This window comes from Acidovorax sp. CF316 (genome assembly GCF_000276605.1).
GTDB lineage: Bacteria > Pseudomonadota > Gammaproteobacteria > Burkholderiales > Burkholderiaceae_C > Acidovorax.
This window is the reverse complement of record NZ_AKJX01000113.1, coordinates 1-24181: the sequence shown is the minus strand read 5'-3', so window position 1 is coordinate 24181 and position 24181 is coordinate 1. Positions and strand designations below refer to the sequence as shown.

Genomic DNA, 24181 nt, shown 5'->3' with positions numbered 1-24181 from the left:
AGCCTCCACCACAGCATTTCGTGCGGCAAACCACCTACACTGCAGCAAATGAAGCTGGATACCCTCGATTTGCGCATTCTGGCCGAGCTGCAGGCCGACGGTTCCCTGTCCAACGTGGAGCTGGCGCGGCGCGTGCACCTGTCGCCCTCGCCCTGCCTGGCGCGCGTGAAGGCGCTGGAGGCCGCGGGCGTCATCAGCCGCTACGTGGCCCTGGCCAGCGCGGCCGCCCTGGGCCTGGGGCTCAACGTCTTCATCAGCATCAGCCTGAAGACGCAGAGCAAGGAGGCGCTGGGCGACTTCGAGCAGCGCATCGCCGAGCACGACGAGGTGATGGAGTGCTACCTCATGAGCGGCGACAGCGACTACCTGATCCGCGTGGCCGTGCCCGACATCGGGGCGCTGGAGCGTTTCATCCTGGAGCGGCTGGCCCCCATACCCGGCGTGGAAAAGATCCGCTCGAGCTTTGCGCTCAAGCAGGTGCGCTACAAGACGGCGCTGCCGCTGCCCAAGGCATAGAACCCGCAGCCGCCTCCCTCATTGCGCGCGCGCCGTGCTCGGCGGGTGCCCGATGATGCGCTTGTACGCCCGGCTGAACGAGGCCTCGGACTCATAGCCCAGCCGGTTGGCCGCCACGGCCACGCGCATGCCGTCGCGTGCGATCCAGCGGCGCGCCTGCGACATCTTGACCTTGGCCACGTAGCGCGCCGGGCTCTCGCCCATGGTGCGCGTGAACGATTCGGAAAAGCTCGAGCGCGAGGCCCCCATCAGGTCGGCCAGCAGCGGCACGTTCCAGTCGCGCTCGGGGTCGGCGTGGATGGCGGCGATCACCTTGCCGATGCGCGGGCAGCGCACCGCCGCGATCCAGCCCGTGGGGTTGTTGCAGCTGCACTCCACCCAAGCGCGGATGATGCTGGCGGCCAGCGCATCGGCCAGGCGCGCGAGGATGGCGCAGGCGCCCATGCGGTCCTGCTCCACCTCGCGCTCCATGGCATCGAGAAGCACCGGCACGGTGGTGTCGCGCCGCGCCAGGTCGCCGGCCATCATCACCTCGGGCATCATGGCCATCAGCGGGTGCAGCGGGTCGAGGTTGAAGCGCAGCGCGCCGCAGAACATCACGTCGGGCGCCTGCGGCGGGGGCGGCGCCACGGCGGCGCCCAGGTGCGCGTTGTTGGCATCTCGCCCGTCCACCAGGTAGATGTTCTCGGACACGGCCTTGCGCGCCAGCGAATCGATGTCCACCGGCGGCACGTCGGGCGAACTGGCCAGCACGTGGAAGCTGCCGTGCGGCAGCAGCACCGCATCGCCTGGGTTCAGACGCTGCCAGTCGGTACCCGGCGTGCGCAGCCAGGCGCCGCCATGGCCCACGAAGTGAAAGCGCGCCGAGCGCTGCGCCGGGAAGGCAATGGCCCATGGCGGGTGCAGCACGCAGCGGCCATACTCCACGCCATCCAGGCGCAGTCCGAGCAGGATCTGGGTCAGCAGGTCCGGCGGGTCCGCGAACGGCTGCTGATGCACCTGGTTGAATGGCTTGGATAAAAAGTCAAGCATCTCGGCTTTTAGGGCATGGAAACGCCGCCATCTTATCCCTACGATGGCTTTCCATCCATCCCAAGGCCTTTCCCGTGTCCTCCTCTCCCTCCTGCTCCGCCTGCCTTGATGCGCCCACCGGTGCCGTCGTTGCCGAGGCCACGCCCGCCCCGCACTCCACCCCCGAGCCCACCGAGGCACGCTGGGCCGCCGTGGCCTCCATGGCCCTGGGGGTGTTCGGCCTGGTCACGGCCGAGTTCCTGCCTGCCAGCCTGCTCACCGCCATGGCCAGCGACCTGCGTGTGAGCGATGGCGCCGCAGGCCAGGCCGTAACAGTGACGGCACTGGTGGCCGCCGTGGCCGCCCCGTCGCTGCCGCTGCTCACGCGCCGCATCGACCGGCGGCTGGTGATGATCGCCTTCACGCTGCTGCTGGTGCTGTCCAACCTGATGTCGGCCCTGGCCGGCAGCATGGTCACGCTGCTGGCGGCGCGGGTGCTGCTGGGCGTGGCGCTGGGCGGCTTCTGGTCCATGTCGGCCGCGCTGGCCATGCGGCTGGTGCCGGCGTCGCTGTTTGCGCGGGCCATGTCCTTCATCCTCACCGGGGTGTCGGTGGCCACCGTTTGCGCGGCGCCCATCGGGGCCTGGATGGGCGACCTGTGGGGCTGGCGCAGCGCCTTCATCGCGGCCGGCGGCATCAGCCTGATCACGCTGGCCGTGCAACTGGTGGCCCTGCCCGCCCTGCCCCCGCGCGACAACCCCAACCTCAAGGTGCTGGGCGAGCTGCTGCGCCGCCCGCCCGTGCGCGTTGCGTTGCTGGCCGTGCTGCTGGTCATCTCGGGCCACTTCGCAGGCTTCACCTACATCCGCCCGCTGATGGAGCAGGTCACCCACCTGTCGGTGGCCACCATCACGGCCGTGCTGCTGGGCTACGGCGTGGGCGGTTTCTTCGGCAACTTCGTGGGCGGCTGGATCGCCGGGCGCAGCGAGCGCCAGGCCATCGTGGCCGGCGGTGCCGTCATCGCCGTGCTCGCCGCCACCTTGCTGGTCGCAGGGCAGTCGGCCGCCATCACGGCCGTGGCGGTCACCCTGTGGGGCTTTGCCTTCGGCGCCTTCCCCGTGGGCTTCCAGACCTGGATCGTGCGCGCCGCGCCCGACCAGGCCGAGGGCGCGGGCGGGCTGCTGGTGGCGGCCTTCCAGATCGCCATTGCCAGCGGCGCCATCTTCGGCGGCCTGATGGTGGACCATGTGGGCGCCCTGGGCGGCCCGGCCTTCGCGCTGGCGGCCCTCACGCTCGGCACACTGCTCACGCTGCGCCACGGCCCCCGGCCTGCCGCGGCCGCCTGATCCAGGGGAGTACGCACCATGGCAAGCAACCGCCGCATCACACTCGCCGCGCGCCCGCAAGGGCTGCCTGAACCCAAGCACTTCGGGTTGGAGACGCAGCCCGTACCCGAGCCTGCCGAGGGCCAGGTGCTGCTGCAGACGCTGTACCTGTCCATCGACCCCTACATGCGCAACCTGATGGACCCCATCGGCCCGGGCTACGCGCCGCCTGTGGAGATCGGCGCGCCCATGGTCGGCGGCACGGTGAGCCGGGTCGTCACCTCACGCAACCCGCAGTTCCGCGAAGGTGACCTGGTGCTGGCCAACGCCGGCTGGCAGGACTACGCCCTGTCCGACGGCAGCGACCTGCTGGCGCTGGGCGATGCGGCGCAGCCCTCGCAATCCCTGGGCGGCCTGGGCATGCCGGGCTTCACGTCCTATGTCGGCCTGCTCGACATCGGGCAACCGAAGCCGGGCGAGACGGTGGTGGTGGCAGCGGCCACCGGTGCCGTGGGCGCCATCGTGGGCCAGATCGCCAAGATCAAGGGCGCACGTGTGGTGGGCATTGCCAGCGGCGCCGACAAGTGCCGCCATGCGGTGGAAGAACTGGGCTTCGACGCCTGCCTGGACCGGCGCGAGCCCGACCTGGCACAGCGCCTGGCAACGGCCTGCCCGCAGGGCATCGATGTGTACTTCGAGAACGTGGGCGGCGAGGTGTTCGATGCCGTGCTGCCGCTCCTGAACCTGCACGCCCGCGTGCCGGTGTGCGGCTTCATCGCCCACTACAACGATGAAGAGAACACGCCCAGCGGGCCCGACCGCCTGCCCCGCCTCACGGCCACGCTGCTGCAAAAGCGCGTGCGCATGCAGGGCTTCATCATCCTGGACCACTACGGCGAGCGCTTCGACAGCTTTCGCCGCGAGATGGCCGCCTGGATCGCCCAGGGCCAGGTGCGCCTGCGCGAAGACATCATGGACGGGCTGGAGAACGCGCCGCAGGCGCTGCGCCGGGTGCTGCAGGGGCAGAACTTCGGCAAAACCGTCGTGCGCGTAGCGCAATAGGTCAGCAGGCGCTCACTGCACCTTGGCTGCTGGAGCGGGCTTGGCCGCAGCGGCCTGCTGCGGCTTGGCCTGCGCGCCCTTGCCCACGGCCTTGGGCCCCACGCCCGTGGCCACGCGCTTGCGGAACTCGGCCAGGCGGGCCTTCAGGCGCTTTTCATTCTCGGGACCCATGCGCACCAGCATCTTCTGCCCGCTGGACAGGCCCTGCAGCTGCGGGTCCACGAATTCGTAGCGCACCCAGGGCCGGGTGGAGGTCACCTCGCCCTTCACCTCGGTCAGCTCCACCAGCAGCGGGCCGGTGGGCTCAGGGGTCTTGAGCAGGTGGTCGAGCACGGCCACCAGGCGGTCGTTGAAGTATTTGCCCGGGTAGCCCAGCTCTTCGTATGCCTGCTGGAACAGCGGGTACAGCCGCGCATACAAGGCCACCGCCTGGTCGACGGGGATGGCCTCGGCAAAGGCCACGAAGGCGCTGTAACGCCCGGCATTGCCGCCCGCAATCGCCAGTTGGCCGTGGGTGCCCGGCACTCCCTCCACGCTGAAGCGGCGCGGCGCCAGCTGCACCGGCCACATGCGCGATGGCGCCTGGGCACGCGGCAGGTTGTCCACCGTGGCCACCGCGCGGCGCACAAAGCCGTCGAGCTGCAGGAACGAGCCCACCGAAGGCTGGCCCAACAGCTCCGTCAACGCCTGGGCCACGGCCGCATCGGACTCGGCCAGGTCGGGCAGCGTGGCCGCCTCGGCCGGGGCCAGGGGATCGATCAGGTTCTGCGGACCGGCGGGCTCCGATGCCGCGGCGACGGGGGCCGATGCTGGGGCCGCGGCTTCAGGCGGCGCGGCGCTGGTGGCCTGTTCGGCAGGGGCATTGCTGGCCTGCCAGCGCCACCAGGCATAGCCCGCGCCGACCAGGGCCACGACCAACACGGTCGCCACCACCGCTGTGCCACCGCCCCCGTTGCGCGGCGGTGCCGGACGCTGGTCGCTGCGCAGTTCGGAAAAATCGCGGTCGTGGTCGAGCACTGGATCGGGCATGCAGGGGTCCTTGCGTCATGGGCCGGGGTGCGGCCAACGCAGCGGCCCGGGTCATGGCCTGACCATTGGAAACCCTTTAGGTTCCGGCAAGACGTAACGCCCTGTTTTCGTCATGGGCACGCTGCACACGCGCAACAGCGCGCGCAGCACGCGGGAGATTCCTACAAGGTCTGCAACCAGTCCACCGTAGCGGCCAGCTCGGCCGGGCGAATCTCGTGCATGCCCGGGAACTCGCGGTAGTTCAGGGTCACGGGCAACTGCGCGAAGTGCTCGCGGATGGCATGCGCCTGCACCAGCGGGATCACGTTGTCCTGCGTGCCATGGCTCACCCACAGCTGCTTGCCCTGCAGCGCAGCAGCCGGCGCGGCCACGGGCAGCACCTGGGGCAGCAGGCGGCTGTGCCACACCATGGCGGCCTGCAGCAGCGCAGGCTGGGTGAGCAGCAGCGACAGCGACATGATGCCGCCCTGGCTGAACCCGCCCACCACCACGCGGCTGGCCGGCACGCCCAGTTGGGTCGCAGCAGCCTCGACCGCCTGGGCCACCAGTGCGCGGCTTTGCAGCTCCTGCGGCTCGTTGATGGTGCGGTCGCCGTTGGGCGCCACCGAGAACTCGAACCAGGCATTGGCACCCGGCCCCATGCGAAACGGCGCACGCAGGCTCAGCACGTGGAAGCGCCCGGGCACATGCGGCGCCAGGCCGAACAGATCCTGCTCGTTGCTGCCCACGCCGTGCATCAGCACCAGCAGCCAGGGCTCGGGGGTGCCGGCGGTGGCGGGGCGGTGCAGGTAGGTCAGCGGCAGGTTGGGTGCGGTCATGGATGGAAGGCTTGGAATGTAAAAGGCCGGTGCGGCAGACGCCGCACCGAAGCCGTATTGTCAATGGGCCGCGACAGCGTTGGACTGAAGCGCGAAGGCATCCATCGACAGCATGCTGTACATCACTTCTCGGCTCAGGTACTGCGCCTGCAGGTCATCGCCCGCCGCGCCCAGTGCGAAGAAGATGGGCAAGAAGTGGTCTTCCGTGGGGTGCGCGCGCGTGGCGTGCGGCGCCTGGCTGCGGTAGTTGAGCAGCGCCTGCATGTCGCCCCGGGCCAGCGCGCCCTCGATCCAGCGGCTGAACTCCAGCACATAGGGCGCCGGCTCGCGCGCCCCGCCAAAGAACTCCGACAGGTTGTGCGTCATGCTGCCCGAACCCACCACCAGCACGCCCTGGCTGCGCAGCCCGCGCAACGCCGCACCCAGCGCGTACACCTCGGCCGGGCCCGCGCCGGCAGGCAGCGCCACCTGCACCACGGGCAGGTCGGCATCGGGGAACAGGTGCATCAGCGGCACCCAGGCGCCATGGTCAAAGGGCCGCGCGGCATCGCCCTGCGCGGCCACGCCGGCCGCCTGCAGCAGGCCGAGCACCTCCTGCGCCAGCGCAGGCGAGCCCGGCGCCGGGTACTGCAACTGGTACAGCGCCTGCGGAAAACCGCCAAAGTCATGCCAGGTGGCCGGCTGCGGCCCGGTCATCACCTGCGGGCTGCGCGCCATCCAGTGCGGCGACATGATCACCACCCCGCGCAGCCCGGGGAACTGCGCCCGCAGCCCCTGCCCCCACTGCGTGAGCGCCGGGCCGGTGGTACCGGCATCGATGGCGAACAGCGGCGCGCCATGCGATACGAACAGGGCGGGCACGGTGGCGGTGGCAGAAGAAGGGGCTTGAACGGAGGCGGACATGGTGGGCGTACTTTCTCTAGGGTCTGAGAGGTACTGTAGGACTTACCACGGCCGAGACCAAGCCCCGGGGGTCAAACGGATTGTTGCGATTTTGGCGCCAATGAAGGCCCTGACACGCTGACACGCCCCAAGAAAAACGCATCCCGAAGGATGCGTTGGAGTGTCCCCGTCAGTTGGCGGGCTGGTGAATGGGAATTCGCCTCAGTAGACCACCACCTTGCCCGTGGAGCGCGGACTGTAGCAGTCGTTGTAGAAGTACTCACCGGGCTTGTCGAACGTATGCTGGGCCGACTGACCGGGGGCCAGGCGAAAGTTGAAGCGCCCTTCGAAGAACTGCGTTGCGCAGTGCACGCCGGTGTTGTCGGCCGGGTTGGTGAACGTCACCGTCGTGTTGGCGGGCACGCGCATCCAGGTTGGCGTCACCGCGTTCACCGCGCCGGACTCCACCGCCCCCGGAGCATTGGTCGCCGTGGGGATGCGGCCCAGGATGACGGTATTGGGCGTTGGCAAAGCGGCACCCTCCACAGGGTTACCGGACACAGGGCGGCGTACCTGTGGCGGAATGGGCGCGGGCGCCGGTGCGACGGTGCCGCCCACCTTGAAGGCCCAGAGGTGGTCGCCCCGCGGCGCATCGCTGTACGGGATGGACGTGCCGCCGGCATACACGGCAACATACTGCTCGCCGTCGATCTGGTAGGTGACCGGGCTGGCGCTGATCGACGCGCCGGTCTGGAAGCGCCACAGCTCCCGTCCGTTCTCGGCCTCCATCGCCAGCAGGTTTCCGTCCGGCTGACCGATGAACAGCAGGTTGGAGGCCGTGGTCAGGATTCCGTTGCCGTGTGCCAGCGAGTACGGCATCTGTTTTTTCCAGCGGACCAGGTTGGTGCTCGGGTCGACGGCCACCACCGCACCGGTCACGTACGAGCCGGGTGGCCGCAGGCCATTGCTGGATTCGCTGAGCGAATGCGCGGCACCTACGTACCCCATGCCCGTGTAGACCAGTCCCGTGGAGCGGCTGAACGACTGGTGGTTCCAGTTGGCGCCGCCGCCGTGGCCCGGCATGGACAGGATCGGTATGTCCCAGTGCGGATCGAAGAGGCAGCCGGTCTGGTAGTTGGGCACCGCACGGTTGGGATCGCCGGGCACCTCCGTGCCCAGGGGTTGCTGCACCACGCACAACTCGGTGAAGCCACCCTGCTTGGGATACGGCTGCGTCGGCCAGGTGGCCTGGCGCGCGTCCTGCTTCACGGGCCGCTCTTCGATTCCCAGCGGCGCACTGCCATCCTTGCGGTCCAGGATGTAGTACATCCCGGTCTTGCTTCCGTAGATCACCACCTTGCGCTCGCGCCCTTCGATCTGCACATCCGCCAGTACGGGGGACATCACGTTGTCCATGTCCCAGATGTCGTGATGGACCGACTGGAAGTGCCACTTGTAGGCGCCGGTGGTCAGCTCCAGAGCGACGATCGAGTTGGAAAAAAGGTTCTGCCCAGGCCGCTCCGAGCCGTCCTGCGACGAACCGCCGCGCACGTTGCCGAAGGTCCAGTACACCAGGTTGAGTTCGGGGTCCACGGCGGGGTGGATCCATGGCGTGGCCCCGGTCCGCTTGGCCTCTTCCGCACCGCCCCAGGTTTCATAGCCACGCTCTCCCTGGCGTGGTATGCCCCAGAAGTAGTTCAGCACATTGCCGTTCGTGGCATCGGCGGCAAAAGCCGCCCCGCGGTTGCCGTCGTTGGTGCCCACGTGCAACCGGCGGTTGTGGTACACGATGGCCACCTTTTGCACGGCCCCCAGGTAGTTCGGGTCGGTGGCGTCGGTCGGGTACTGCTTGATCCAGGCAACCGCGCCCGTGTCCTTGTTCAGCGCCACCAGGCGGTTGCCGTTGGCGACGGTGTAGACCAGGCCAAGGTCCTTGGCCACGGCCACGCCGCGGCGGGTGATCACGCCGTACGGCGTGGTCCATTTCCACTTGGTCGCGCCTGTCTTGCCGTCCACGGCAATCACATTGCCCAGCGCCGATTCAATGTAGATCACGCCATCGACCACCACCGTGGTGCTCTGGTTGGTTCCGGTGTTCAGCCCCCCTTCGATCCGGTTGGTCCATGCGCCCCCCAGATTGGCGACGTTCTGCTTGCCGATCTGCGCCAGCGCCGAGTAGTTCTGGTTGCCCAGGTTGCCGCCGACCTTCGGGAAGTCCTTGTCTCCCGCAGTACAGCAGTTCTGCAGGTCTACCGCTGCGCCAGCAGCGTTTGCAGGGCCGCCATTGCTTCCCCCGCACCCGTGCAGGAAGGCGGCCGTGGCCAATGCCACTGCCGTGAGCGACACAGCCGTGGTGAGTTTCTTGTGCATCGATGTCTCCTTGCAGATGGAACCCGGCGGGCTACTTGGTCGCGGTGCAGAACGGAGTAAGTCCCATGACGGACTTCACGCCCTGGACGACGAGCTTTTGAAACGCCTGGGCGCCCGGTCCTTCGGAGTTGGCCTGGAACGAGTGCGTGTTATGGCCCAGCGTGGTGAGCCAGGCCCGGCCGCCGTCGTAGTATTGGCACCAGGCGACGGGGTGGAAGTCCTTGTGGCCCGGATGCGGGCTGGCGGTCAGCGGATCGAGGGTGGCGGTGTCCACCTTCGCGAGGAACTTCACGTTCGTCGGAAATGGCGTGAGGTTGTACCACTCGTCCTGGAACGCGAACCGTGCCGGCACACCCTGGGTGGAAGGATCGTCCGCCAGGATCTGCACGTCACCATTGCGGTTGGGGGCATGGTTGTAGAAGTTGGCGTTGCCCAGCAAGCCCTCGTAGTACGGCCAGTTGTATTCGGCCCCGAACGCATTGTGCAAGCCCACGAAGCCGCCACCGCGCCGCATGTAGTTGCGCAGCGCGGTGCGGGCGGCATCGTTGCTGGTGGTGACGGCTTCGTTCCACAGCGTATCGCGGTTGGAGCTGGCGAACACCACCGCCTTGTAGTTGTTGATGCGGTTGGCGATCACCGTGACGTCTTCCGTCCAGTCTGCGGCAATACCCGCTTCCTCGAACATCCGCTTGAGGCCCGCCTGCATGACGTTGTCCGCATTCATCGCCGGATTGAGGCCGGCCGCCATCGGGGTACCCAGGTTCGCGTGGCGCGGCCCCGCCGTGCGCGAATAGATCAGCACCCGGTTGGGGGAGTTGGCGAAGGCACCCCAATCGTTGTAGCAGGCCGGATCGACCCCACGGCACACGTTGTAGTACGGGTCGATGCTGGGGGCCACCACCGTTTGCGGGTCGGAGTCGCCGCCGCCACAACCCGCCAATCCCATCAAGATCGCTGAAAGCATGCCTGCCAGATGCAGGGCGCGTGCCGAAGTGTTCAAAGTTGTCTCCTGTGTGGTTCTGCGTTTGTCGGAACGAAGGTCTCCCCCCGTCCGCCAACGCATACTAAACACAATGGAAACATTTTCCAATATGGAAACTCTTTCCTTTTTACACTTGAGAACACTTTTCAAAGGGCTAGAGAGCACCTCCGGTCCAGGGGGACAAGGTCAAGTGCATGGCCAATCCTTTTCAGTGGCGCTTGCGAAACAGCGCGGAAGCGCTACTGGCCCGTGAAACCTCTGCCGCAGTCGACAGGATGTCGGGGCCCAGCTTTGCCATGCGCTGCTCGGTCAGTCGCACCATGGGTCCGGCGATAGTGACCACTCCGACCGCAACCCCGTCGGCGCCAAACACCGGCGCAGCCATGGCCGTCATGCCAGGGGAAAAGACCTCGACAATCGTGCTGTAGCCTTTGTCACGGGCTGCATTCACATAGTCCATCACGGCTGCAATGGAAGTTGGTGCATTCGGGCCAAAGGCACGGGGATCCCACAGGCCTTTTCGCGCCACCAGGGACAGCGCATCGTCTTTCGGCAACGTGGACAGCCAGGCATGGCCCGCGGCACTGCATGCCAGCGTGACCGACAGGCCCATGTCGGGGTCATACCGCAAACCGCGGCGGGCACCCTGCGCCTTGGCGACGAAGATGAGTTCTTCTCCATCCACGACAGCAAGGCGCACCAGCTCCCCGGAAACGCTCGCCAGTTGGTCGAGCAGCGGCTGCGCCAGATCGACGACTCCCGTTCGGCTCAGGTAGGCGAGCCCGATCGACACCATCTTGGTGGTGAGCCGGTAGTGGCCATCATGGGGGTCCTGCGCCACATAACCGTAGCGGATCAGGTCGGCCAGTAGACGGTGGGCTGCAGACAAGGGGAGCTCCAACCGGCCGGCAAGCGCCGATACCGCGCTTCCTTCAGGATGTTCGGCCAGGTACTCGAGAACCTTCAGGCTGCGCTCTACTGCTCCGCTCATTGCACCACTCCACCGGTTCAACATCCCGGCACAGCAGGACTGTAGCAATCTCCCGAATCAGATTCCGTGCGGAATTTTTTTCAGATGATCCATGGCGTAGCGCCCACCTGCCCGCGCAACGTCCCCGAGTTGGGGCAAAACGGTCTGGTTCGTGCCAGGCGCCGGGTCGCGCCGCTCAATCCACCACCCGCCCCCGCAACGCCTTCGTCTCACTCCGCTGGCTCTTCCCCTCCAGCCGCCGCTGCTTGGACCCATACGTCGGCTTGGTCGCCCGCCGCACGCGCGGCGGCGCGGCCACGGTGTTGACCAGGGCGTTCAGCCGCTCGATGGCATCGCTGCGGTTCTGCTCCTGGCTGCGGTACTGCTGGGCCTTGATGACGACCACGCCGTCTTGCGTGATGCGCGAATCGCGCAGGGCCAGCAGACGCTCCTTCACCCCTTCGGACAACGAAGACGCGGCGATGTCGAAGCGCAGGTGTACGGCGCTCGATACCTTGTTGACGTTCTGCCCGCCCGCGCCCTGGGCGCGCATGGCGCTGATCTCGACCTCACGCTCGTCCACCTGCAGCACGGCGACCTGGCCGTTCACGCGCGGGGCCTCCTGCGGCGGGCGGGGTGGGCGCGGCGCAGCCTCGGGCGTGGCGGCGGGCAGTGGCGCTTTGGGTGGGACGAGGGGAAGCGTGTCGTCAGCCATCTCAGCCCCTGCCCACCGCACCATCGGCCAGTGCCGCCAGCAGGGCCTGCAAAAAGGCCTCGGGCCGCTCGAACTGCACCCAGTGGCCGGCATCGGCCACCAGGGCCATGCCGCGAAAATCAGGCGCGGCAGCGGCGTACGCCCCCTCCAGTTGGCCGATCCAGCCCTGGTACAGCGCGTCGGCTTCGCCATAGATGGCGTGCACCGGGCAGCCCACCTGGGCCAGCGAGCGGGCGAGGATGTCGGTGCGCGCCAGGCGGCGGCGCGTCATGCGGTCGCGCACCACATTGCCCACATGCACTTCGAGCGCCAGGCCCTCGACCAGGGCCGGGTCGTACAGCATCAGCGCGGCCAGGTTGTAGCGGTGCATGCCGAGCTGCTCGGCGGGCGGCAGGTGGCGCCAGCCCTTCAGGCGCACGGGCCGCTCGGGCACCACGCCCATGGCCGGGGCACCCACCACCACCAGCTGGCGCGCCAGCTCGGGGTGGGCCGCCAGCGTGAGCCCCGCCGTCATGCCGCCAAAGGAAAAACCCACCAGGTCCACCGGCCGCGGCCCGAACAGGGCGCGCAGACCGTCGGCCATGGGCTCGACCAGCGCATCGGCATCGCCGCCCGTGGGCGGGGTGGCCGAGTCGCCAAAGCCCGGCAGGTCGGGTATCCAGACCTGGCGGCCGGCGGCCACGAGGGGTTCGATGTTGCGCACCCAGTGCGTCCAGCTGCCACTGCCGCCGTGCAGCAGCACCAGCGGAGGCAGGCTCTCAGAAGCCTCGCCCCAGCTGTGCCAGACGGTGTCGCCACTGCCGCAGGGGGTGGTGTGGCGCTGCGCCAGGGCGCGCAGGCGGTCGATCTCGGGGGACGGCAGGCGGGCGACCTCGCGCGCAGGGGCTGCGGGGCTCAGGTCCTCGTCGTCGTCCCCAGCGGCCATCACATGCCCGCCAGGCCGTCGATGGCCAGCGCGTAGCCGCGCACGCCAAAGCCGCACATCACGGCCTTGGCCGCTGCGGCGATGTAGGAGTGGTGGCGGAAGGCCTCGCGGGCGTGCACATTGCTGATGTGCAGCTCGATCAGCGTGATGGCCGTGCCCTTGGTGGCGTCATGCAGGGCCACGCTGGTGTGCGTGTAGGCGCCGGCATTGATCACCACGCCGGCCAGTTCACCGGCGGCGTGCAAGCGGCCGGCCTCGTGGATCCAGTCCACCAGGGCGCCTTCGTGGTTGCTCTGGTGAAAGCGCAGCGCAAAACCATGTCGCTCGCAGGCCTCGGCGCACATCTGCTCGACATCGGCCAGGGTGTGCGCGCCGTACACGGCGGGTTCGCGCGTGCCCAGCAGGTTCAGGTTGGGGCCATTCAGGACAAAAACGGTTTTCTTCTGGGCAGACGACATGGTGCAGCAACTCTCCGGGCGTTGGGATGGGCCTGCCGATCATTTGCCAGGCAAGCCGTGGTGGAAGCGCCAAAAACGCTTCCTGCCAACGCCGGATTATGCGGTGCCCGCCACCGTCGCACAGGGCCTCGCGCCACCCCGCAAGGGGTGGTAAGAGGCTTGGCCGCCCTCACGGGCAAGCCAGGCGCAGCAGATCAGCGGTCCCAGCGGCCATGGCCGTGGCCATGACCGTGGTGGCGATGGCCGTGGCCACCACCGCGGTAGTAGTACACGGGCGGGGGCGGTGCGTAGTACACCGGTGGGGGCGGTGCGTAGTACACCGGCGCTGGTGCCGAGTACACCGGGCGCGGCGCGTAGTAGACAGGCGCCGGGGCCGAGTACACCGGGTAGCCGTTGCCCACGCCCACCACCACACCTGGCGAACTCAGGCCTATCGACCAATTGACATCGCTGCGGGCCTGGGCGGAGCCGGCAGCTGCGAAGAGCGCCAGGGCCACACCAGCGGCGGCGGCCATGGACTGGATAGAACGGGTTTTCGTCATGTAAATCTCCTGGTAGTGGAGGCGGCCCCCTTGGTTGGGATTCGCCTCACTGGTACTCAACGCACCAGATGTCCGAAAGGATGGCACGAAACACCATCTTTATTGTTTCTTTACGTACACGTGAGTGCGCACTCCTGCGCAATAGTTCACGCCAACACGCACCAGCACGGGTTCTGTGGGCTGTTACATGCGTTCACAGGCCGTTTTCGGAGAACCTTTGGCGTTACAAACCGGGGGCTCAACGGCCTGGTTGCCGCCTGCAGTAAGCCCCCAGGCACCCCTGGCCGCGCTGCACTGCAGCAGACGGCCCGGCCTCCCCCTAAAATGGGCCAATGACCACGTCCACCCCAGCAAATACCCCTGCCGCAGTACCCGAAGCGGCCCTTGAGACCGCAAAGACGAGCAATTTCCTGCGCCAGATCATCGAAAACGACCTGGACAAGGGCACCTACGCCAGCCGCCAATGGGGTGGCACGCCGGGCGACGCCGCCCACCACGCCAAGGGCCAGCCCGACCCGGCCAGGATCCGCACGCGCTTCCCGCCCGAGCCCAATGGCTACCTGCACATCGGCCACGCCAAGAGCATCTGCATCAACTTCGGCCTGGCGCGCGACTACGGCGGCGTGTGCCACCTGCGTTTCGACGACACCAATCCTGAAAAGGAAGACACCGAGTACGTCAACAGCATCATCGATGCCGTGAAATGGCTGGGCTTCGACTGGAACGGCAGCGCCGACGCCGCGCCCTACCAGGCGAGTGACTACTTCGACTTCATGTACCGCGCGGCCGAGTACCTGGTCGAGGCCGGCCACGCCTACGTGGACGAGCAGACCGTGGAGCAGATGCGCGCCAACCGCGGCGACTTCGGCAAGCCCGGGGTGGACAGCCCGTTCCGCAGCCGCACGCCGGCCGAGAACTTGAAGCGCTTTCACGAAATGCGCAACGGCGAGCACGAAGACGGCTCCATGGTGCTGCGCGCCAAGATCGACATGGCCAGCCCCAACATCAACATGCGCGACCCGGCCATCTACCGCATCCGCCGCGCAACCCACCACAACACCGGCGATACCTGGTGCATCTACCCGATGTACACGTACGCCCACCCCATCGAGGACGCGCTCGAGCAGATCACCCACAGCCTGTGCACGCTGGAGTTCGAAGACCAGCGCCCCTTCTACGACTGGCTGCTGGAGCGCCTCACCGAAGGTGGACTGCTGGGCAACCCGCCCCCGCGCCAGTACGAGTTCTCGCGCCTGAACCTCACCTACGTGATCACCAGCAAGCGCAAGCTCGCCCAGCTGGTGTACGACCACAAGGTCAGCGGCTGGGACGACCCGCGCATGCCCACCATCGTCGGCCTGCGCCGCCGCGGCTACACGCCCGAATCGCTGCAGGTGTTTGCCGAGCGCATCGGCGTGACCAAGAGCGACAGCTGGATCGACTACAGCACCCTCGAAGGCTGCCTGCGCGAAGACCTGGAGCTCAAGGCCTTCCGCGGCATGGCCGTGCTCAACCCCGTCAAGCTGGTGCTCACCAACTGGGACGAGGTCATGGGCGCAGGCCACCTGGAGCCTTGCACCCTGCCCTCGCTGCCCCACCCGCCCGAAGGCGTGGAGAGCCCCGAGCGCCACTTCACCATCGGCAAAGAGGTCTGGATCGAGCGCGAGGACTTCGAGGAAGTGCCGACCAAGGGCTACAAGCGCCTGTTCCCGGGTAACAAGGTGCGCCTCAAGGGCGGCTACGTCATCGAGTGCACCGGCTGCACCAAGGATGCCGACGGCAAGATCACCGAGGTGCTGGCCACCGTGGTGCCCGACACCAAGAGCGGCACCCCCGGCGCCGACAGCGTCAAGGTCAAGGCCGCCATCACCTGGGTGGGCGTGGCCGACGGCGTGCCAGCCGAAGTGCGCATCTACGACCGCCTGTTCCTCGAAGCCCAGCCCGACGCGGGCGGCAAGGACTTCATCGAAGGCCTGAACCCGAACAGCCTGAAGACCGTGGCGGCCATCGTGGAACCCTCGCTGGGCCACGCCCACAAGGACGACAAGTTCCAGTTCGAGCGCCACGGCTATTTCGTCGCCGACCGGGTGGACCACCAGCCGGGCAAGCCGGTGTTCAACCTGGCGGTGGGGTTGAAGGACTCCTGGGGCAAGTAAGCAGGCTCTTCACATCGACAAAGGCGCCCTGGGCGCCTTTGTGCTTCATGGGGCTTGTGACGGACAGGATTGGCGTTCGCTGCTGTCAGCCAACCCCTACCCGCCCCGTCGCCTCCAGCCGATGCCGGCAGAGGCCGCCACGGCGCACCATGGACCCTTGTTCGTGAAACAACGGAGGTCCCATGCCCACGACAACCGCCCCTCGCCAGACCCTCATCGATCTGGAAACCCAATTCTGGCAAGCCATGGTCGACGAGAACGTCGGCGCCGCCACCGACCTGCTGGCCGAGCCCGCGATGATGGTCAGCAGCCACGGTGCGCTCAAGTTCGACCGCGCCATGTACGGCAAAATGGCCCAGGAAGGCCCGATGGTGGTCACCGCCTTCGAGTTCAGCGACATGCAGGTGGAATTTCCGACTGACGCCATGGGCATCCTGACCTACCGCGTGAAGCAGGGCGTGGCGCCGCGCGACGACAAGGCCAAGACGACCGAACAGGTGATGCACGACAGCTCGACCTGGATCCAGGCCGACGGGCGCTGGCAGTGCGTGATGCACACCGAGACGCCGGTCGATGATTCGATGAAGCTTCCGACCAAGCACTGATCGCAGGAGTGGAGTTGCGGCGCGCGCAGGGGCTCTAAGATCGGCGGTTTTCCACCGTCAACCCGGACCGATTCCCCACATGAATTTCGCCGCCCGCCTCCAGCAACTGCCCTCCGCCTCGCACCTCGCGTCCCTGCAACTGCTGGGCGCCGATGGCCAGGTGATCGCCACCATCGAGAACAAGCCCGGCCAGACCGGCTCGCTGGTGGTGTATTCCGCCCTGGCCGCGCTCTATAGCGGCAGCATCACACCCAAGGCGGCCGCCCTGGGCCTCGAGTGGTATGCCGAGCACGTGGCCGATGCCAAGGCCTTCCCGGGCAAGCATCCCAATATCGACCGCCTGCTGGGCTGGGCCGAAGGCAGCGAGAGCTACCGCGCCAAGGCCATCGCTCAGGCTTGATGGCAGGATTCACCGGGCCCACGCCAGCCCGGTGAAACTAGCTGATTACTTCAGCCATTTGTCTGAAGCGCCCTTGAGGATGCCCCGGCTGTCGATCTGGCCCCACACGAAGTTCATCACGCGCGTGTAGTCCGCATCGTCCTTGGGCAGCATGAAGCCCAGGTAGCTCTTGGGCGTGAGCGGTGCGTCGATGAAGGCGGCGTGAAGGCGCGGGTCGGCCTTGCTGTACACCAGGGCCTCGTAGGTCTCGGTGATCATCACATCGCCCTTGCCCTCGGCGATCAGGCCCGGGATTTCGGCGTTCTTCTCGTGCGTGCTGACCTGCGCGGTCTTGAGGTTCTGCAGCACGAAAGTCTCGTTGGTACCGCCGGGGTTCTTGATCACGCGCACATTGGGCTTGTTCAGGTCGTCCACGGTGTTGTACTTGGCCTTTTCGGCCGAGCGCACCAGGGCCACCTTGCCGAAGGGCGCGTAGCCCGGCAGCATCTCGATCAGGCGGATGCGCGCCACATTGCGCGTGATGCCGCCCACGGCAATGTCGAACTGGTCGGCCTGCAGGTCGGCCATCAGCTTGGGCCAGGAGGTCTGCACGTACTCGATCTTCACGCCCAGCTCCTTGGCCATGGCCTCGATCACGTCGATGTCATGGCCCGACAGGCCGGCGTCGGTCTTGATGGCAAACGGCCGGTAGTCGCCCGGTGTGCCCACGCGCAGCACCTTGGTCTCCATGATCTTGTCCAGGCGCGGGCCGGCTTGGGCGGCCTGGCTCAGAGACAGGGTGGCAACCACGGCGGCGGCCAGGGCGAGGACTTTCTTGGCGATCATTTCAGGGCACTCCGAAGGTAGGGGGAGAAGAAAGACAAAGGGACGGGGCTGCATGCGAACGCAGCGTCTGCGCGGGCGGTTCGCAACAAAAGGATACAGCAGGCACCTGCCCTGCCAGCACGCCGTGCCCCGCCGGGGATGCAGCACCGGTACGCGATGTCACCGCAGACCAGGCCGAATGCGGTTACCCTGCCCGCATCCACCATCCCAACCCAACAGGAAAAATTCCATGGCCCACAAGAAGCTCAAAGTCACCATCGAAGTCGAAATGTCCGTCCCCGAAGACTGGGAGCTGGTCGAAACCTCCGAAGGCACGCCCGTGCTGAGCCTGCCCGATGGCCGGTTCATGGACATCGCCATCGAACCGCTGTTCGCCACCGACCCCGAAGAGCTGTGGAGCAGCACCGAGGACGAAGATGCGCTGCACGAAGTGCTGGACATGGTGGACAGCGAAGCCGTCACCTACGAATTTGTGAAGCACTGAGACCTGCCGAGCGGCCGTGCGGTGGCACGCACCGCAGCGCCCCCTCAATACAGCCCGTACTGGTAGTCGTAGCTGCGCAGCGAGAGATCCGGCTGGCCAGTGGTGTCGAAGCCCAGTTGCAACAGGTTGAGGCGCGGGTTGGCCGTGTCCACCACGAGCTCATCGTCCGTCTCCGATTCCGACGGTGCCAGGAACACAAAGCTCTGGAACACCGCATTCAGCACGGATTCGGTGCTCCGGGGGCGGTGCTCCTCGTCCAGCAGCAGCACGGGCTTGTGCAGTTGCTCCTGGTGCATCCAGAACCACACCCCCTCGCCCGCCGGGCCGGGCCGGGCGCCGGATTGGCCCTTGCTGTACCAGCTGTTGGGCATCTCGCCCGGGGTGACGCCCGCAGGGTCCCAGGCGAGCGCGCCCAGCCCGTCGCCCACTTCGATGTAGATGCTCACACTGCGGTCGTAGCGGGCCTGCACGGCACGCGGCAGGATCTTGTCCAGGCCGCCAGGGCCCGTGCGCTGGTAATCCCACGCGCGCAGCAGCATGTCGGTGACCTTGGCCATGTCGGCCGCGGACTGGAAGCCGGAGTCGCCAAGCTGGATCTGCCAGTCACCCAGCACCTTCACGAGCGGGGGCAAGGGCACGCCCAGGCTTTTTTCCAGATCGGCAAAGGCCGCCTTGGCGGGCTTCTTCCTGGCACCGCCATCACCCGGCGTGACGGTGATGAACTCCGCCTTGGCCGCCACGCCGCGCACGCGCTCGATCCAGGGCCTGCCCTGGTCGTACAGCGGCCCCAGGATGGGCGCCAGGTCGCGCACCTTCCAGGTGGTGTCGAAGCTGCCGGATTTTCCCTCCAGCGTGGCCTTGCCCCGCAATCGCACACGCTTGAGGCCCACGGGCAGCGGGAACACCAGCGCCGGGGATCGGGCGATCCCGTCCACCATGGCCTGGTGGTCGAGCTTGCCCACCGCCTTGCCGTCGATGAGCACCTCGGCCGCCACGCGGTCGCCCGGCTCCATGGAAGGATGGATGCCGGCCCTGCCTGCCGCGCCCGAAGGCGAGGCGTCCGCAGTCAGGGATTGCCCGCTCAACGTGCCCGCCATGGCAGCACCCGCCCAGGCCGACAGGCCCGCCAGAATGCGCCGCCGCTGGGGCTGCGCCCCTTGTTGTTGCTGTGCCATCGAATCCATCTCCCCAAATCCCCAAGTGGCTGCTGAAGTCGCGATGGCAGGAACGCCCGCGCGCCGCTGCTGCCCTTCATTCAATACATGCTGTAGTGGTGGTCGTAGCTGCGCAGCCGCAGGCGGGGCTTGCGCGGCCCGTCGAAGCTCAATTGCAGCAGGTTGGCGCGGGGGTTGGCCGTGTCCAGCACGAGTTCATCATCGGTCTCCGCAGTTTCCCCGGCCGACAGAACGAAGCGCTGGAAGACATGGGTCAACGCCGCTTCGGCGGTCCTGGGACGGTAGTCATCGTCCAACAGCAGCACGGGCTCATCGATGTGTTCCTGGTGCACCCAGTACCACACCCCTTCGCCCGCAGGACCTTGCCGTGCGCCGGGGTTGCCCTTGTCGTTCGCAGTGTTGGGGGGCTCGCCAGCGGTGACGCCCGCAGGGTCCCACGCCAGGGTGCCCAGGCCGTCGCCAACCTCCAGGAACACGCCCACGCTGCGGTCGTAGCGGGCACGCACGGCGGGCGAGAGCATCGTGTCGAGCCCCAGCTTCCCCGTGGGCGTGTACCCCCACTCGGCCAGCAGCATGGCCGTGACGCTGCGCATGTCGGCGGCCGGCACAAAGCTGGAATGGTCCACCTTGATCTGCCAATCCCCCAGCGCCTTCACCGGTGCAGGGAGCACCGCCCCCAGGCTTTTCTCCAGATCGGCGAACGCGGCCTTGGCGGGCTTCTTCCTGGCGCCACCATCGCCGGGCTGGATGGTGAATGCCCCCTCCAGCCTGGCCGCCAGACCGCGGATGCGCTCCACCAAGGGCTTGCTCTGGTCGTACAAAGGGGCCGAGTAGGGAGCAAGGTCCCGCACCTTCCAGGTCTGGTCGAACGACGCCGCCGCACCCTGGATCGTCGCCTTGCCCCGCAGCCGCACCCGCTGGAGGCCCAAGGGCAGCGGGATCACCAGCGCGGGCGGCTTGGTCAGCCCCTCCACCACGGCCCGGTGTTCGAGCCTGGCGACCACCTTGCCATCGGCCCCCACGTCGGCCTCCACGCTGTCGCCCGCCTGGAGCCACGGGTGGATGCCGGCCCGGCCCGCCGTGGCGCCCTGCGCCGCGGCCCCTGCCGTTGCCGGAGCGCCCGCGAACATGGCCGCCAGCCATGCCGATACACCCGCCAGAATGCCGCGCCGCTGTGCCATGGAACTCCTCTCCCTCTCGTTGAATGACGGTGGGATTTTAGGGACGCACAACGGCCCCCGCCGTGGTCCGCAGCCGCCGGCGACGTAACGAGCTGTGTATGCCTACAACTGCGACTCCAGCAACGCTGCCACACGCTCGGACAATCGTTCCTTGAGCGGCCGGTTCTGCCAGTCCTCCAGCGTCACGCGCTTTGACTGATTCAGATCGTCCTCGAACACCCGCGTCTGGCGTTCGGCGAACACCGTGTCGTAGACATTGAGGTTGGCCTCGTCGTTGAGGCGAAAGGACCGGTTGTCGAAATTGGTGGAGCCCACCGACACCATGCGCTGGTCCACGATCATCACCTTGCAGTGGTACATGCTCGGCTGGTATTCGTGGATCTCGGCCCCCGCCTCCAGCAGCGGGCCCCAGGTGGCGCGCGAGGCCGCCTTGACGGTCTCGGTGTCGGTGTGTGGGCCGGGCGTGATGAGGCGGATGCGCACACCGCGCTTCAACGCATCGAGCATGAGCTGGCGCGTGAGGTCGTCGGGCACGAAGTAGGCCACCGACAGGTCCAGGCTGCGCTCGGCCGCGGTGATCGCCATGTGGTACATGAGCTGCATGCTCTCGCTGCCGCTCGACGGCGAACTCGAGAACATCTGCGCGCGCTGCGTGCCCTGGGGTGCAATCGCCGGAAAATACGCGTCCCCGTGCACCACCTTGCCCGTGACCTTGAGCCAGTTGTCCAGGAAGGTGGCCTGCATCTGCGCCACCGCCGGCCCGCGCACCTGGTAGTGCGAGTCGCGCCAGTGGTCGGGGTCCTGGGCATTGCCCGTCCACTCCGGCGCGATGCCCACGCCGCCGGTGAAGCCCACCTGCCCGTCCACCACCAGCAGCTTGCGGTGGGTGCGGTTGTTCATGCGCGCCAGGTTGTACCAGTGGGGCTTGTGGAATTTTTCGACCAGCACGCCGGCTTCCTTCATCTCGGTGAGGTAGCTTTCCTCCATCTTGGCGCTGCCGACCCAGTCGAGCAGCACGTGCACCGGCACGCCGGCGCGGGCGCGCTCGGCCAGGGCGTCGGCGAACTGCTTGCCGATGTCGCCCGACCAGTAGATGTAGGTCTCGAAGGTCACACTCTTTCGCGCCGAGCGAATGGCCGCGAGCATGGGCGGAAAAATCTGGTCGCCGTTGATCAGCTCCTTCACCTCGTTGCCCGGCAGGATGCCCGGGCCCAGCAGGCTGCCCATGGCGCGCTCGAACTGCGGGCTGGCGCTGCTGTACAGGCGCGGCAACTGGTGCTGGATCTTTTTCTCGCCGGCAGTGAAATTGAGTGCAAAAAGCACGAGGGCGGCCGTGGCCACGAAGGTGAGGAGCGCGATGCGCACGGTGCGACCGGGTTTGGGCATGGCGCGATTGTTGAAGAGCCCCCAGGGGCCCCATGTAGGCCGAATGCCCCAGATGACGCGGCACAATGGCGCCTGTTTTTTCCTCGCCCGCGATTCGCTGCGGGTCCGAACCGCCGTGCCCTCCTCCATGCGCCCACTCCTCCCTGCCGATACCCCGTCGATCATCAACCGGCGCACCGCCTTGCTCGCTGGCGGCGGCAGCCTGCTGGCCCTGCATGCCCCCGGCGCGCACGCCAAGGCGCAGGCCACGCCTGCGGCCCCCACGGTGTGGCCCCAGGCACTGCTGGTGCCCGGCGGCGTGGCGCGCCTGCCGCTGGGGCCGGCAGCGGCCCGGCCCGTGGTGCACACGCAGGGCGCCAAGAACGAGCAGGTGCCCGTGCTGGTGGTGGGTGACGCGCAAGGGTGGACCGCCCTGGTGGGCATACCGCTGGCGGCCGTGCCAGGTCCGGCCCATGCCACCGTGGCCGCAGCCGGCGGCAGCGCGGCGCGGCAGTTGCCCTACACCGTGGCGCCCAAGAAGTACAAGGAGCAGCACCTCACCGTGTCGCCCCGCACGGTGGACCTGTCGCCCGAGGACCAGGCGCGCTACGAGCGCGAGCGCGACCACCAGGCCCTGGTGATGGCCACCTTCACCGAGCAGCCCGCGGGCCAGGCGCTCGATTCGCTGCGCATGCGTGTGCCGGTGCCGGGGCGGCGCTCCAGCTCGTTCGGGCTGCGCCGGGTGTTCAACGGCCAGGCGCGCAACCCGCACAGCGGCATGGACATCGCGGCGCCCACAGGCACGCCCATCCTCTCGCCTCTGCCGGCCCGCGTGATCGACACGGGCGAGTACTTCTTCAACGGCGGCACGGTGTGGCTGGACCATGGCCAGGGCCTGCTAAGCATGGTCTGCCACCTGAGCGCCATCGACGTGAAGGTGGGCGACGTGCTGGCCACCGGCCAGCACCTGGGTGCCGTGGGCGCCACCGGCCGCGTGACCGGGCCACACCTGCACTGGGGCGTGATGCTCAACCGCACCATGGTGGACCCGGCCCTGTTCGTACCGGCTGCATGAGGAGCACCGCCATGGCACTGCAGACAATGCGTTCCCCAAAACAGTTCTCGAGGCCCGGGCGCCTGGCACTGGTAGCCGCCCTGGCCCTGTGCTGCACCGGCTGCGCCGTAGTCACCGTGGCCGACGCAGCGGTGAGCGTGGCGGCCACCACGGTGAAGGTGGGCGCCAAGGTCGTAGGCGCCACGGTGGACGTGGGCGCTGCCGGGGTGCGCGCCGTCACGGGCGGCAGCAGCGATTGACAGGACCACGCCGCCCCATGCCTCTTGCCACGCCACCGCGCCTGGTCCGCTTCAACAAGCCCTACGGCGTGCTCAGCCAGTTCACGGCCGAAGGCAAGTGGCAGGGGCTCAAGGACTACATCGACCAGCCGGGCATCTACGTGGCCGGCCGGCTCGACGCCGACAGCGAGGGCCTGCTGCTGCTGACCAGCGATGGCCCGCTGCAGGCCCGCATCGCCGACCCGCGCTTCAAGATGGAGAAGATCTACTGGGTGCAGGTGGAGGGCCTGCCTGGCGAAGACGCCCTGGCGCAGCTGCGCAGCGGTGTGCAGCTCAACGATGGCCCGACCCGCCCAGCCCGCGCCCGCCTGCTCGACCCGCCGCCTGCCGTGTGGGCGCGCACACCGCCCATCCGCGAGCGCAAGGCCATTCCCACCGCCTGGATCGAGCTGGCCATCCGCGAGGGCCGCAACCGCCAGGTGCGGCGCATGACGGCGGCCGTGGGCCTGCCCACGCTGCGGCTGGTGCGCGCGGCCATCGGCCCCTACACGCTCGACGGGCTGGCACCCGGTGCCTGGGCCGAACAGGCCGTGCTGTAGGCCGCGGCAAGACACCACCTGCCCGGGCACCCATATCCAGGGTAAACCCGAATTTCTGAAGTCCTATAGAGGACTATAGTTCTCGACATGGAATCCCCTTCGCACCTGGCCCTGGTCGACAGCTCTCCCGGCATGCGCCGCTATGCCGCGCTGGCCAATGCCCTGCGCGTGCGCGTGGTGGCGGGCGAGTGGCCGCCGGGCAGCGCGCTGCCGGCCGAAAGCCTTCTCGCCGCCGAGCACCAGGTGGCCCTGGGCACCATGCGCCGTGCGCTGGAGCTGCTGGTGGAGCAGGGACTGATCGAACGCATCCATGGCAGGGGCACCTTCGTGCGCCAGGGCATCGCGGGCGGCTCCATGCTGCGCTTTTTCCGCTTTGGCGGGGGCAGCAACGAGGTGCCGCAGTCGCGCATCATCCAGCGCCAGAGCCTGGCCGCCCCCACGGCCGTGGCGCGGGGCCTGGGCGTGGCACCGGGCGAGCCGGTGCTGCGGCTGG

26 protein-coding genes are annotated in these 24181 nt (G+C 67.8%); 11 read left to right on the top strand and 15 right to left on the bottom strand.

Features of this window, described 5'->3' with window-relative positions; all coding sequences use genetic code 11:
- Positions 1-48 precede the first annotated feature (48 nt).
- The gene (locus PMI14_RS12715) at positions 49-516 is read left to right on the top strand and encodes an Lrp/AsnC family transcriptional regulator (protein ID WP_007854911.1); all 468 of its coding nucleotides are present in this window, start codon (positions 49-51) and stop codon (positions 514-516) included.
- 18 nt (positions 517-534) lie between these two features.
- On the opposite strand, the gene PMI14_RS12710 is transcribed toward PMI14_RS12715, so the two are convergent.
- Positions 535-1548 (bottom strand): AraC family transcriptional regulator, encoded by a 1014-nt coding sequence (locus PMI14_RS12710; RefSeq protein WP_007854910.1) that lies wholly within the window; start codon positions 1546-1548, stop codon positions 535-537.
- 74 nt (positions 1549-1622) lie between these two features.
- Here PMI14_RS12710 and PMI14_RS12705 point away from each other — a divergent pair, with 74 nt between their 5' ends.
- The gene (locus PMI14_RS12705; protein WP_007854909.1) at positions 1623-2873 is read left to right on the top strand and encodes an MFS transporter; all 1251 of its coding nucleotides are present in this window, start codon (positions 1623-1625) and stop codon (positions 2871-2873) included.
- Between the two features lie 18 nt (positions 2874-2891).
- Complete coding sequence (locus PMI14_RS12700) at positions 2892-3914, top strand: NADP-dependent oxidoreductase (protein WP_007854907.1); 1023 nt, start codon at positions 2892-2894, stop codon at positions 3912-3914.
- A gap of 12 nt (positions 3915-3926) precedes the next feature.
- Here the strand turns inward: PMI14_RS12700 and PMI14_RS12695 are convergent, their stop codons facing one another.
- From PMI14_RS12695 to PMI14_RS12650, 10 genes are all read right to left on the bottom strand, one after another.
- A complete protein-coding gene (locus PMI14_RS12695) occupies positions 3927-4943 on the bottom strand; it encodes a DUF3014 domain-containing protein (protein ID WP_007854905.1) in 1017 nt (338 codons plus the stop codon).
- Between the two features lie 161 nt (positions 4944-5104).
- Positions 5105-5761, bottom strand: a complete 657-nt coding sequence (locus tag PMI14_RS12690; RefSeq protein ID WP_007854903.1) for an alpha/beta hydrolase — start codon at positions 5759-5761, stop codon at positions 5105-5107.
- Positions 5762-5821: 60 nt separating this feature from the next.
- Positions 5822-6664, bottom strand: coding sequence for a class III extradiol ring-cleavage dioxygenase (locus PMI14_RS12685; protein WP_007854902.1), 843 nt, complete (start codon positions 6662-6664; stop codon positions 5822-5824).
- A 201-nt stretch (positions 6665-6865) separates the two neighbouring features.
- Positions 6866-9013 (bottom strand): PQQ-binding-like beta-propeller repeat protein, encoded by a 2148-nt coding sequence (locus tag PMI14_RS12680; protein ID WP_007854901.1) that lies wholly within the window; start codon positions 9011-9013, stop codon positions 6866-6868.
- A gap of 31 nt (positions 9014-9044) precedes the next feature.
- A complete protein-coding gene (locus tag PMI14_RS12675; RefSeq protein ID WP_007854889.1) occupies positions 9045-10013 on the bottom strand; it encodes a ThuA domain-containing protein in 969 nt (322 codons plus the stop codon).
- Positions 10014-10203: 190 nt separating this feature from the next.
- Complete coding sequence (locus tag PMI14_RS12670) at positions 10204-10986, bottom strand: IclR family transcriptional regulator (RefSeq protein WP_007854887.1); 783 nt, start codon at positions 10984-10986, stop codon at positions 10204-10206.
- A 175-nt stretch (positions 10987-11161) separates the two neighbouring features.
- Positions 11162-11575, bottom strand: coding sequence for an alternative ribosome rescue aminoacyl-tRNA hydrolase ArfB (gene arfB, locus PMI14_RS12665; protein ID WP_007854886.1), 414 nt, complete (start codon positions 11573-11575; stop codon positions 11162-11164).
- Between the two features lie 106 nt (positions 11576-11681).
- Positions 11682-12605: an alpha/beta fold hydrolase gene (locus tag PMI14_RS12660; RefSeq protein ID WP_007854885.1), complete on the bottom strand. Its 924-nt coding sequence runs from the start codon at positions 12603-12605 to the stop codon at positions 11682-11684.
- A complete protein-coding gene (gene aroQ, locus PMI14_RS12655; RefSeq protein WP_007854884.1) occupies positions 12605-13063 on the bottom strand; it encodes a type II 3-dehydroquinate dehydratase in 459 nt (152 codons plus the stop codon). The genes PMI14_RS12660 and aroQ overlap by 1 nt, the downstream gene beginning before the upstream one ends.
- Positions 13064-13257: 194 nt before the next feature.
- Complete coding sequence (locus tag PMI14_RS12650; protein WP_007854883.1) at positions 13258-13605, bottom strand: hypothetical protein; 348 nt, start codon at positions 13603-13605, stop codon at positions 13258-13260.
- A gap of 332 nt (positions 13606-13937) precedes the next feature.
- Here PMI14_RS12650 and PMI14_RS12645 point away from each other — a divergent pair, with 332 nt between their 5' ends.
- The 3 genes from PMI14_RS12645 (at position 13938) to PMI14_RS12635 (ending at position 16766) form a co-directional block, all read left to right on the top strand.
- Positions 13938-15761 (top strand): glutamine--tRNA ligase/YqeY domain fusion protein, encoded by a 1824-nt coding sequence (locus tag PMI14_RS12645; protein ID WP_007854882.1) that lies wholly within the window; start codon positions 13938-13940, stop codon positions 15759-15761.
- 182 nt (positions 15762-15943) lie between these two features.
- Complete coding sequence (locus tag PMI14_RS12640; RefSeq protein ID WP_007854881.1) at positions 15944-16366, top strand: nuclear transport factor 2 family protein; 423 nt, start codon at positions 15944-15946, stop codon at positions 16364-16366.
- A 79-nt stretch (positions 16367-16445) separates the two neighbouring features.
- Complete coding sequence (locus PMI14_RS12635) at positions 16446-16766, top strand: DUF2322 family protein (protein ID WP_007854880.1); 321 nt, start codon at positions 16446-16448, stop codon at positions 16764-16766.
- 45 nt (positions 16767-16811) lie between these two features.
- On the opposite strand, the gene PMI14_RS12630 is transcribed toward PMI14_RS12635, so the two are convergent.
- A complete protein-coding gene (locus tag PMI14_RS12630; RefSeq protein ID WP_007854879.1) occupies positions 16812-17591 on the bottom strand; it encodes a transporter substrate-binding domain-containing protein in 780 nt (259 codons plus the stop codon).
- A gap of 229 nt (positions 17592-17820) precedes the next feature.
- Between PMI14_RS12630 and PMI14_RS12625 the strand changes: the two genes are divergently transcribed.
- Positions 17821-18075 carry a hypothetical protein gene (locus PMI14_RS12625; protein WP_007854878.1) on the top strand — a complete coding sequence of 85 codons (255 nt, stop codon included), beginning with the start codon at positions 17821-17823 and terminating at the stop codon, positions 18073-18075.
- A gap of 44 nt (positions 18076-18119) precedes the next feature.
- On the opposite strand, the gene PMI14_RS12620 is transcribed toward PMI14_RS12625, so the two are convergent.
- The 3 genes from PMI14_RS12620 to PMI14_RS12610 all read right to left on the bottom strand — a co-directional run bounded on the left by PMI14_RS12620 (position 18120) and on the right by PMI14_RS12610 (position 21817).
- Positions 18120-19250, bottom strand: a complete 1131-nt coding sequence (locus PMI14_RS12620) for a hypothetical protein (protein ID WP_007854877.1) — start codon at positions 19248-19250, stop codon at positions 18120-18122.
- A gap of 80 nt (positions 19251-19330) precedes the next feature.
- Entirely contained in the window at positions 19331-20431 is a 1101-nt protein-coding gene (locus PMI14_RS12615; RefSeq protein WP_007854876.1) for a hypothetical protein, read from the bottom strand.
- Between the two features lie 102 nt (positions 20432-20533).
- On the bottom strand, positions 20534-21817 hold the full coding sequence (locus tag PMI14_RS12610) for a phosphatidylserine/phosphatidylglycerophosphate/cardiolipin synthase family protein (RefSeq protein WP_007854875.1): 1284 nt from the start codon (positions 21815-21817) through the stop codon (positions 20534-20536).
- Between the two features lie 127 nt (positions 21818-21944).
- Between PMI14_RS12610 and PMI14_RS12605 the strand changes: the two genes are divergently transcribed.
- The 4 genes from PMI14_RS12605 to PMI14_RS12590 form a co-directional block, all read left to right on the top strand.
- A complete protein-coding gene (locus PMI14_RS12605) occupies positions 21945-22871 on the top strand; it encodes a peptidoglycan DD-metalloendopeptidase family protein (RefSeq protein WP_052024386.1) in 927 nt (308 codons plus the stop codon).
- A gap of 11 nt (positions 22872-22882) precedes the next feature.
- Complete coding sequence (locus PMI14_RS12600; RefSeq protein ID WP_007854870.1) at positions 22883-23110, top strand: hypothetical protein; 228 nt, start codon at positions 22883-22885, stop codon at positions 23108-23110.
- Between the two features lie 17 nt (positions 23111-23127).
- Positions 23128-23688 (top strand): pseudouridine synthase, encoded by a 561-nt coding sequence (locus PMI14_RS12595; RefSeq protein ID WP_007854869.1) that lies wholly within the window; start codon positions 23128-23130, stop codon positions 23686-23688.
- 87 nt (positions 23689-23775) lie between these two features.
- A partial coding sequence (locus PMI14_RS12590; RefSeq protein WP_007854867.1) for a GntR family transcriptional regulator occupies positions 23776-24181 on the top strand: 406 nt, incomplete at its 3' end.

Excerpts from the sequence above, each read along its gene's own strand:
- PMI14_RS12715 (WP_007854911.1), top strand. The coding sequence starts at position 49 with ATGAAGCTGGATACCCTCGATTTGCGCATTCTGGCCGAGCTGCAGGCC.
- PMI14_RS12710 (WP_007854910.1), bottom strand. The coding sequence starts at position 1,548 with ATGCTTGACTTTTTATCCAAGCCATTCAACCAGGTGCATCAGCAGCCG.
- PMI14_RS12700 (WP_007854907.1), top strand. The coding sequence starts at position 2,892 with ATGGCAAGCAACCGCCGCATCACACTCGCCGCGCGCCCGCAAGGGCTG.
- PMI14_RS12695 (WP_007854905.1), bottom strand. The coding sequence starts at position 4,943 with ATGCCCGATCCAGTGCTCGACCACGACCGCGATTTTTCCGAACTGCGC.
- PMI14_RS12690 (WP_007854903.1), bottom strand. The coding sequence starts at position 5,761 with ATGACCGCACCCAACCTGCCGCTGACCTACCTGCACCGCCCCGCCACC.
- PMI14_RS12685 (WP_007854902.1), bottom strand. The coding sequence starts at position 6,664 with ATGTCCGCCTCCGTTCAAGCCCCTTCTTCTGCCACCGCCACCGTGCCC.
- PMI14_RS12680 (WP_007854901.1), bottom strand. The coding sequence starts at position 9,013 with ATGCACAAGAAACTCACCACGGCTGTGTCGCTCACGGCAGTGGCATTG.
- PMI14_RS12670 (WP_007854887.1), bottom strand. The coding sequence starts at position 10,986 with ATGAGCGGAGCAGTAGAGCGCAGCCTGAAGGTTCTCGAGTACCTGGCC.
- PMI14_RS12660 (WP_007854885.1), bottom strand. The coding sequence starts at position 12,605 with ATGGCCGCTGGGGACGACGACGAGGACCTGAGCCCCGCAGCCCCTGCG.
- aroQ (WP_007854884.1), bottom strand. The coding sequence starts at position 13,063 with ATGTCGTCTGCCCAGAAGAAAACCGTTTTTGTCCTGAATGGCCCCAAC.
- PMI14_RS12650 (WP_007854883.1), bottom strand. The coding sequence starts at position 13,605 with ATGACGAAAACCCGTTCTATCCAGTCCATGGCCGCCGCCGCTGGTGTG.
- PMI14_RS12645 (WP_007854882.1), top strand. The coding sequence starts at position 13,938 with ATGACCACGTCCACCCCAGCAAATACCCCTGCCGCAGTACCCGAAGCG.
- PMI14_RS12640 (WP_007854881.1), top strand. The coding sequence starts at position 15,944 with ATGCCCACGACAACCGCCCCTCGCCAGACCCTCATCGATCTGGAAACC.
- PMI14_RS12635 (WP_007854880.1), top strand. The coding sequence starts at position 16,446 with ATGAATTTCGCCGCCCGCCTCCAGCAACTGCCCTCCGCCTCGCACCTC.
- PMI14_RS12630 (WP_007854879.1), bottom strand. The coding sequence starts at position 17,591 with ATGATCGCCAAGAAAGTCCTCGCCCTGGCCGCCGCCGTGGTTGCCACC.
- PMI14_RS12625 (WP_007854878.1), top strand. The coding sequence starts at position 17,821 with ATGGCCCACAAGAAGCTCAAAGTCACCATCGAAGTCGAAATGTCCGTC.
- PMI14_RS12620 (WP_007854877.1), bottom strand. The coding sequence starts at position 19,250 with ATGGCACAGCAACAACAAGGGGCGCAGCCCCAGCGGCGGCGCATTCTG.
- PMI14_RS12615 (WP_007854876.1), bottom strand. The coding sequence starts at position 20,431 with ATGGCACAGCGGCGCGGCATTCTGGCGGGTGTATCGGCATGGCTGGCG.
- PMI14_RS12610 (WP_007854875.1), bottom strand. The coding sequence starts at position 21,817 with ATGCCCAAACCCGGTCGCACCGTGCGCATCGCGCTCCTCACCTTCGTG.
- PMI14_RS12605 (WP_052024386.1), top strand. The coding sequence starts at position 21,945 with ATGCGCCCACTCCTCCCTGCCGATACCCCGTCGATCATCAACCGGCGC.
- PMI14_RS12600 (WP_007854870.1), top strand. The coding sequence starts at position 22,883 with ATGGCACTGCAGACAATGCGTTCCCCAAAACAGTTCTCGAGGCCCGGG.
- PMI14_RS12595 (WP_007854869.1), top strand. The coding sequence starts at position 23,128 with ATGCCTCTTGCCACGCCACCGCGCCTGGTCCGCTTCAACAAGCCCTAC.